Annotated in this window: 6 protein-coding genes; 2 read left to right on the top strand and 4 right to left on the bottom strand. The window is 52.5% G+C overall.

Going from position 1 to position 8,775, the window contains the following annotated elements:
• Positions 1-102: 102 nt before the first annotated feature.
• Positions 103-924, top strand: coding sequence for a carbohydrate ABC transporter permease (locus tag EDC14_RS26200; RefSeq protein WP_243663130.1), 822 nt, complete (start codon positions 103-105; stop codon positions 922-924).
• A gap of 440 nt (positions 925-1,364) precedes the next feature.
• On the opposite strand, the gene EDC14_RS26195 is transcribed toward EDC14_RS26200, so the two are convergent.
• The 4 genes from EDC14_RS26195 to EDC14_RS27030 all read right to left on the bottom strand — a co-directional run bounded on the left by EDC14_RS26195 (position 1,365) and on the right by EDC14_RS27030 (position 6,171).
• Positions 1,365-3,005 (bottom strand): TolB family protein, encoded by a 1,641-nt coding sequence (locus EDC14_RS26195; protein WP_132018303.1) that lies wholly within the window; start codon positions 3,003-3,005, stop codon positions 1,365-1,367.
• Between the two features lie 6 nt (positions 3,006-3,011).
• Positions 3,012-4,640, bottom strand: a complete 1,629-nt coding sequence (locus EDC14_RS26190) for an ABC-2 transporter permease (RefSeq protein ID WP_165908347.1) — start codon at positions 4,638-4,640, stop codon at positions 3,012-3,014.
• Positions 4,637-5,521, bottom strand: a complete 885-nt coding sequence (locus EDC14_RS26185) for an ABC transporter ATP-binding protein (protein WP_165908346.1) — start codon at positions 5,519-5,521, stop codon at positions 4,637-4,639. The genes EDC14_RS26190 and EDC14_RS26185 overlap by 4 nt, the downstream gene beginning before the upstream one ends.
• 482 nt (positions 5,522-6,003) lie before the next feature.
• Entirely contained in the window at positions 6,004-6,171 is a 168-nt protein-coding gene (locus EDC14_RS27030) for a hypothetical protein (protein WP_165908345.1), read from the bottom strand.
• 350 nt (positions 6,172-6,521) lie between these two features.
• Here EDC14_RS27030 and EDC14_RS26180 point away from each other — a divergent pair, with 350 nt between their 5' ends.
• The gene (locus EDC14_RS26180) at positions 6,522-8,639 is read left to right on the top strand and encodes a glutamine synthetase III family protein (protein WP_132018294.1); all 2,118 of its coding nucleotides are present in this window, start codon (positions 6,522-6,524) and stop codon (positions 8,637-8,639) included.
• The last annotated feature ends 136 nt before the right edge of the window (positions 8,640-8,775 follow it).

Raw genomic sequence — 8,775 nt, 5'->3', positions numbered from 1 at the left:
GTTTGAGGATCTTTATCAAGGTTCTCTTGGTTTGGTTCGAACTTTTTTAGGTTTTTAAAAATTTTGCTTGACGTGGCACTTCCATATCAGGGATGTGGTATTTTGAACAACTTGAATAACAAGGGCCGGCTCTATTTTACGAAGATTATCAGCGCGTCGGCCATCGGCTACCTCTTTATCCTGCCGATCTATATGATGGTCGTCTCATCGCTCAAACCCAACGCCGACGTTTTTGACCTGGCGCTCCTTCCCAAGATCGTTTCGTTCGACGGTTACCGGCGGGTTTTGGACGAAAACTTCTTGCGTTACTTCGGCAACTCCTTTTTCATCGCGACCACGGTGACCCTGGTGGCGCTGGTCTTTCACGCCATGGCCGGCTACTCTCTGGCCCGGTTGAATTTTGGCGGTAAAAATCTGGTGTTCATTTGGATCCTGAGCACCTTAATGGTGCCGTTTTCGGTGATTATGATCCCGCTGTTCATTCTGGTCAAAAACTTAAACTGGCTGAATACCTTTCAAGGGGTGATTGTGCCGGCCATTCCCCATGCTTACGGGATTTTTCTGTTCCGCCAATTTTTCTTGACCATTCCTAAGGAACTGGAGGAGGCCGCCAAGATCGACGGCTGTTCGTTATGGAAGATCTTCAGCCGCATCTTTCTACCCTTGATCAAACCGGTCGCGATCACGCTGGCGGTGGCCTTTTTCATCGCCAACTGGAACAATTATCTGTGGCCGCTCATCGTCAATCAGCAGCAGCACATGTGGGTGCTCCAAGTGGCCATCGCCTGCTTTATCGGGCGGAACGACACTCCTTGGGACGCCGTGATGGCCTCGGGCGTGATCACCATCATTCCGACGGTGATCATCTTCTTTATCCTCCAGAAGTATCTGGTGGAAGGGATCAAGATGAGCGGGGTGAAATGAGGAATAAAAAGTGGACCGAGGTGAACGATTATCTCCAGGGAGTTGGTTGCATCGTTAGCGATTAAGTTCGCTTTCCCATAAAATAATCAACTTTGGTTACGGAATGAACTCCGGCAACCGCTGCCGGAGTTGCTTTTATAAGCAAATGATCTCTGGCAGTCACTGCCATAGATCATTCAGTAACAAAATGAAGTATGGGGATTGCCGCCAGAGATCATTCGTAACAAAACATACTGTGGCAGCAACCGCCGGAGATGATTTATAAACAAAATGAACTCCGGCGGTTATCGCCGGAGTTGTTTCGGTCAGTAAAGCGTCCGATTCCGTTGCTTCATAGCGGCGTTGGGTGAGGAAATGGTCCGATTGGGTTTCGCAATGAACTTTTCCAGTCCCTAAGGGAGGATGAAGGCGTGGGATAACTTTCTTTTTGAGTCATTTGGCTAATCGTCGTGATGATGAAACTCTTCATCCAGTTTGCCCATATAAAAGTAACTGGTCTGGCTCTCAAACCCGCCGTCGAAGCGCGGCCAGATATAGGCGGCGGCATGAGGGTCCATCAAAACGGGCGGCCCGGTCAGGATTCTGACGTCCGATTTTTCCTCCAGCAACCCCGTTTTTCCCAGGCGCAGATTGAGAAAGAAGATCTTTACGCTCCGGTCGAAGGACTGTCCGAGGAAGAGAATGCGGTCCGCCTCGTCCAGCACCAGCGTCGGATGGACGACCCCGAAGAGGGAAGGCTGCTCCTTTTCGGGGAAAGGGTATTCTTTGCGGCTGCCGGTTTTCAGATCCAAGCCGTAGAGCTCGGTCTTTTTGCCCAAAAGGTAAACCGTATGGCGGGCGGAGTCCCAAACCAGGTCGGTAATGGCCAGGTTCTGGATGGACACGGTGGTGAGCCTTTGGGTTGCCGGGTCGTAAACGGCCAGCCGGTTTCGGGGCTGCTCCGGATTTTTATTCTTCAGGCTCTGGCTGATCAGGATCCGCCGGCCATCCCGCGCCCAAGCGGCCGCTTCGCCCCGGGCGAGCGGAGTAATCCCGCGGGTGGCGCCATCGTAGAGTTTGACCCGGCCGTCTTCGATGAACAGGATGCGTTGGCCATCCGGGGCGAAGCGCGGTTTACAGATCGCTGTTCCGACATGGATCAGGCGGGGTTTCCCGTTCAACCGGGCCAGAAACAGCTGGCTGGATTGGGTCTTTTTATCGAGCGTACGGCTGAGCGCAATGCCGCCGTTTTCATGCCAATCGCCGTATTCCGCTCCTTCCAGCGGCCACAGCGGGGGAGCGCAAAGAAACTCGGCGCCCCGGATCAACAGCAGGAGCAGCAGCCAGCTGCCGCCCACCCAATAAAAGGGCTTGAACTCCCACCATTTGACGCGGCTCCTGACGTACCAGACCGTGGCGGTCAGCGGCACCGCCAGGCCCAACAACATGAGCAATAACGGCAGCAAGGTTGTCAGCAAAAGCATCAGCCGGGGAGGGACGTCCGGCCAGTAAAAGTTGGCGCTGATCAAATCCAAGATTTTATTCCAGTATTGAAAGCTCAACCAGGCGACCCCGCCGGACGTCGCCGTGACTACAAAGAGCCGCTCCAACCCCTTGGCGACGATCCCGGCCAGAAAGCTCATGGCGTGAATCACCAGGATGAACAGGAGCAGCCATTCGACCCCCATCCCCTTGGCCAGGTCCAGGGTCGCCAGCTCGATCCGGAAGAAGGGCGCGGCGATGGCGATCCAAAAAAGCAGCGCCCCCAGACTGACCAGATACTTGACCGCCACGATCAGATAGGGGGACAAAGGGCGGGAGAGCAAGAAATCCAAGGTTTGGCGATCGGCTTCGCTGCTGAAGCCCTGCAACCCGTAGATCAGGGCCAGAATCCCGGCCATCCCCAGCACGCTCCAGGCGGCGACGGAAGTCAAGGGAAGCGGAAGACGCCCCAGGGACAGCGCATAAAGAATCCCGCCGATCCAAAGGGGCAACGGCAGCATGAAAGGGAGGAATCCCCGGTAAAACTCGGATTTGACTAAAATCGCCCCTTGTTGCAAGAAGATTCGGCATTTCCCGGGTACCCGGACGGAGGAGAGCATTCCCGATTACCTCGCTTTCGAAAGTTCGCGTACAGGGTAATAAGTTCCGCTGCCGGTCCGGGCGATCGCTTCGGCACCGTCCGGCCCCAACACCAGGTCTTTATAATTGACGTTTTTTACGATATGGCGCAACCGGACGGTTTGTCCGACCGTGTCCAGTTCGTAAAGCAATAGCGCATAGCGGTCGCCTGACGGATAGGAGATGACGGCCACTTGAAAACGGTGGCTGCCGGCGGGCGGGGGAATAATCTGCCCGAAGATCAGCGGTGGCAGCTTCGAACCGGCTTCGGGAAGCAAGTTGAACATCCGGACCTGTTTGGAAACGGTGTCGATCAGAACGATCTTCCACTGGGGATCCAAGGCAATGAGCGTGTTCCGATCCGCGTCCCAACCGTGGGCGATTCCGTTGGAGCGGAGCGAACCGGCCACAGCCGTTTGTCCGGTTGCCAGCTGAACCCGGTTCAGCTGGATGGAGCGCGCGGCCGCTTGGTCCGCTTGCGGTTGCGCGCCGGCCGATTTTAAGGTCAAGACCGCTTGGGAATCGTTGGACCAAAGCAGCGTATCCACGTCCGCGATGGTATAGAGAGGCTGGAAACGGTTGGCGCGGATGGTTCCGATCCGGAACTGCTTGCCTTCTTTAAAGGCCAGCTTCCGCCCATCGGGTGACCAGCTCAGATCGGATATGGAGGGATTCAGGGACGGGACACGATAGATGGGACGGGGCTTTTGACCCGGCCGCGCGACGCCCAGCCGTCCGTCCGTGCTATAAAACAGATAGAACGGACCCAAGGGTTGCTTTCTGCCTTCGACGGGATAAAACCATTTCTCACGCCCGAAAAGCGTGGCCGCCAATGAATTGAAGGGTTTGATCGCCGGCGGATGAAGGTGGTTTAGCGTCAAGCCGAACAACGGAATGACCAGCAAAACGGCTGTGATCCGGATGAGTTGCGGGTCGTCGCGCCAGGCGGTATTGCGCAACCCTTGGCCACCGCTTTTGAGGGCTAAAACCACCAGAAGCGTCAGCAGACCGAGCGTTGCCAGAAACAGGAGCAGATACAGCAGCATATCCGGCCAATTTCCCAACAGTTGGTAATAGCTGAAAGTCATGAGCTCCAACCCGGTATAAAAGAACCAAACCACGCCCGCACCGCCTGCCAAAAGAGCGGCTACCAGTTTGACGGGCCCTTTCACGAAGATCCCCATCGCAAAACTGAGGGTGTATAGGATGATCACCGTGATCAGATACATGCTGTAATAGAAGGTCGGAAAGTTGGCGAAGTCCGGCCATTTGATTTCGGCAGGAACTAAAACCGCCGGCCACACGGCGGAGAAAACCAACAGAACCGCGAGGCCGCAACCATATTTGGCGCCGATAATCCTCCGGAAACTAAGCGGCCGGGTCAGCAGAAAATCGCGAGTTTGGCCATTCTCCTCCAGATCGAAAGCCTGCAATCCGTAGGAAAAGGCTAAGGCGATCGGCAGAACCACCCCCAGAATCTTGAGCCACTGGCGGGGCAACGGTTGGACCCCCCGGAGCTGCAGCGCCCAAAACAGGATCAATACGAGAAAGGGCACGGCATAAATAATGAGATTCTGTTTGAACTCTTTTCGAAACAAGACCGCGAGGCCCGTCACGCTTCCTCCCTCCCTGCGCAAAAGAAGAGAAACGCTTCCTCCAAGGTTGCCGGCTCCGCCGCCGAATCCGCCAGTTCCGAGCTGGCCGCAATCTCCGCCAATCCTTGGGCTGGCACCAGCCAGGTAGTACTGTCCGGTTCTTCCGCCAGCAAGACTCCTCCGGCGAAACCTCCGGTCAACGGCTGATCCGGCGCCGGAGTGCCGCGCAGTTTGACCACTTTGGAACAGACCTCGGAAATGCTGCCGAATGCTTGAATCCGGCCGTCATAGACAATGGCTACCTGTTTGGCGACAGTCATCGCGTCCGCCAGGTTATGAGTGGAAAAAAAGATGGTCCGGCCTTCCTGCCGAATCTCTTTCATGATGACCTGAAGGAATTCATGTTGAGCGAAAGGGTCCAAGCCACTCATGGGTTCATCCAGAATCAGCAGTTCCGGTTTGGGAGCCAATGCCAGCAAGAGCGCCAACTTGACTTGTTGTCCCTTGGAGAGGGTTTCGATCTTCGTTTTCGGACTGATCTTAAAGCGCTCCAAATACTTGGCGATTAATTCCTGATCCCATACCGGATACAGTGACTGGCAAAAACGGATGATCTCGCGCACCGACATCCAGCCGTATAAGCCCTGTTCTTCCGAGACGTAACCGATCCGCTGCCGGAGTTGGGCGCCGAACTTGTAAGGTTCCTCGCCGAGGACCCGGATCTCGCCCCGGGATTTGGGGATGAGCCCCAATAAAGTGCGGATCAAAGTAGTTTTTCCAGCACCGTTGGTTCCGAGGAGCGCCACGATCGATCCCGTCTCAACCTCCAAGTCGATCCCTTTCAAAGCCCGCTTGGCTCCGTACCGTTTCTCCAATCCTTTGCAGGAAATCACAGAATTCACTGCGGTCATCCCCTTTAGCTTCTTCGGAATAGGCAATTTCCAATTTATTATCCGGTGATTCAATGGATGAATTGCAATTTTGGACAACGCATTCAAAGCCATGTGATAAAGTCTTTCGAAGCGGAAATTGCTTTGGAAAAGGTTTAAACTGACTTTACACTTGCTTCAGGCAATTGCTGTGACCTTCAAGGCTATCAGCCGGGTTTATCAGAGCTCTGTATAAAGCATCGCGATTTGCCAAAAATTTTTTCGATGGATTGAACACCGGAGTAGCAGCCCACAGTAAAAGCTGTCTGGGCGTTCTCAAAAATTTATTTTGGTAGCTCGGTAGCGGTAAGTAGCGGTAAATTGTTATTCTGATATATCCAAATCTTACATTATATATTGTAACCGAATCCGCCAAGAAAGCAATCGATATTCAGAGATACGATGCTTCAATGGAGCGCTCCGGCGGAAATCATTAATATCAATTATCAAAGAAGTCAGGGTTTCCGGGGATCGGAATCCTCAGTCCAGGCCAAGACCAGAAAAACTTTTCCGCCGTTCCGGTAGTTATCGATTTCCAGCCAGCCGAGAGCTTGATACGCATTCGCTTGGTTCTCCGGAACCTCGATGATCTCTTTGACGTTTTCCAGAAGAATTTCAGGCATGTCCACACCAACCTTCCCATAATTAGTAATGATTTGAAATGATTCAACTTTCCATGGATAAATCCTACCAAAATCCTACCATTCGATGAAATAATTTCGACAGGGAACGATTTGTGGGTGGTAAGGATAAGGAGCAATGATATCCAAATGCAATCAATTTCATATGAATTGATGGATTTGATTCGACGATGGTGAAAAATAAGAGTCAATTACGAAAATCTCATGTAATGATTGGCATTTCTTTTGTAAAGTTTCATTAAAATTCCGCTCAGCTCACTTGAAAATTTCCATAAACAATGTTAAGCTATTACCGTATATAACAGAAACATTACATGAAGAGAGGGATTGGCATGGAAAAAGAGCCATTGGTCTTACAGGAAACTTTGGAAGACACTTTTGGCAGTAACGTTTTCAATGATGCTGTAATGCGCACCCGCTTACCTAAGAATATCTATAAAGCGCTTAAAAAGACGATCGATGAGGGTTTGCCTCTTGATCCCTCGGTGGCGGATGTCGTAGCAAATGCTATGAAGGACTGGGCGATTGAGAAGGGTGCTACTCATTTTACCCATTGGTTCCAACCGATGACCGGAATTACCGCCGAAAAACATGACTCCTTTATCTCTCCGACCTCCGACGGCCGGGTGATCTTGGAATTTTCGGGCAAAGAATTGATCAAAGGTGAGCCGGATGCTTCTTCTTTCCCGTCTGGCGGCTTACGGGCTACCTTTGAGGCTCGTGGGTATACGGCTTGGGATTGTACGTCGCCGGCTTTCTTCAAAGATAAGACCCTTTATATTCCGACGGCATTCTGCTCCTACACCGGTGAGGCGCTTGATAAGAAAACGCCGTTGCTCCGTTCGATGGAGGCTCTTTCCAAGCAGGCGGTCCGTGTCCTGAGGCTGCTCGGCAATACGACGGCCACCAAGGTTACCACGACCGTGGGCCCGGAGCAAGAGTATTTCATCATTGACAAGAAGCTTTATGATAAACGGAAAGACTTGATTTTGACCGGCCGGACCCTGTTTGGCTCCAAGCCGCCGAAAGGGCAGGAGCTGGAAGATCATTATTTTGGCGCGATCAAAGAGCGGATTTCCGGTTTCATGGCGGAAGTGGACCAAGAACTCTGGAAGCTGGGTGTCCTCGCCAAGACCAAACACAATGAGGTCGCCCCGGCCCAGCACGAACTGGCACCGATCTTCAGCACCACCAATATCGCCACCGATCATAACCAATTGGTCATGGAGACGTTAAAGAAGGTCGCCGCCCGTCATGGTTTAGTTTGTTTGCTGCATGAGAAACCGTTTGCCGGCGTTAACGGTTCCGGTAAACATAACAACTGGTCCATGAGCACGAATGACGGTCAAAACTTGCTTGACCCCGGCAAAACCCCTCATGAGAACGAGCAATTCCTGCTCTTCCTGACCGCCGTTATTCAAGCGGTTGACGAATATTCGGAAATTTTGCGGGTCGCCGCCGCCAACCCCGGCAATGATCACCGCTTGGGTGCTAACGAAGCTCCTCCTGCCATCATCTCGATTTTCTTGGGTGAGCAGCTCAGCGACATCCTGGAACAGCTCGAAAATGGCGGCGCGAAGAGTTCCAAATCCGGCGGAGAATTGCGGATCGGTGTCACGACGTTGCCGACACTGCCGAAGGATTCCACGGATCGGAACCGGACTTCGCCGTTCGCCTTCACCGGCAACAAATTTGAATTCCGGATGGTTCCTTCCTCCGCATCCATTGCCGGACCGAATACCGCTTTGAATACCATCGTGGCCGAAATTTTGTCGCGCATCGCCGACCGGCTTGAGAAAGCCACCGATGTCGACGCCGAAGTTCAAGCGATCATCAAGGAGATCATCAAGAATCATAAGCGGATCGTGTTCAATGGCAATAACTACTCCGACGAGTGGGTCGTCGAAGCGGAGAAACGGGGTTTGCCGAATATTAAATCGACGGTAGCCTCGATCCCCTACTTGATCTCCGATAAGAGCATCAAAGTCTTTGAAAACCATGGCGTTTTGAGCAAGGTTGAATTGCACTCCCGTTATGAGATCTTCCTGGAAGAGTACGCTAAGGTCATCAACATTGAGGCCCTGACCATGCTGGATATCGCCAAACGCCAGATCTTGCCGGCCTCCATTAAATTCGCCGGAGAATTGGCCGCCAGCATCAACAAGATTAAGAGTGCAACCGCCAAAGCCAGTACTGCCGCAGAAGAAAAACTGTTGGTTGAAGTATCGGCGGTGGTCGATTCTTTCAGCGCGAACATCGCGGCGCTTGAAAAAGCAGTTGAAGAAGCCGAGGCGACCAGCGGCGATGCTCTAAAACATGCTGAATTCTATCGTGACGTGGTCTTCACCACCATGGCGAAGGTTCGCGTCGATGCTGATAAACTCGAGACGTTGGTGGATGCGAGCATTTGGCCGTTGCCGACCTATGCCGATATGTTGTTTAACGTCTGATTTGACTTTTCGATTGGAAATAAAAAATAACCCGGCATAGACGAGGCCGCTGAAAAAGGTTTAAATTTTCAGTGCACGCCCACAAAATGCTAAACACAAAAACCCGATTTAGAAACTTCTAAGTCGGGTTTTACTT

The sequence above is a fragment of the Hydrogenispora ethanolica genome, assembly GCF_004340685.1.
In the GTDB taxonomy this organism is placed as follows: domain Bacteria; phylum Bacillota; class UBA4882; order UBA8346; family UBA8346; genus Hydrogenispora; species Hydrogenispora ethanolica.
Note: the sequence above shows the minus strand (reverse complement) of the source record. Positions and strands in the feature narration are given on the sequence as shown.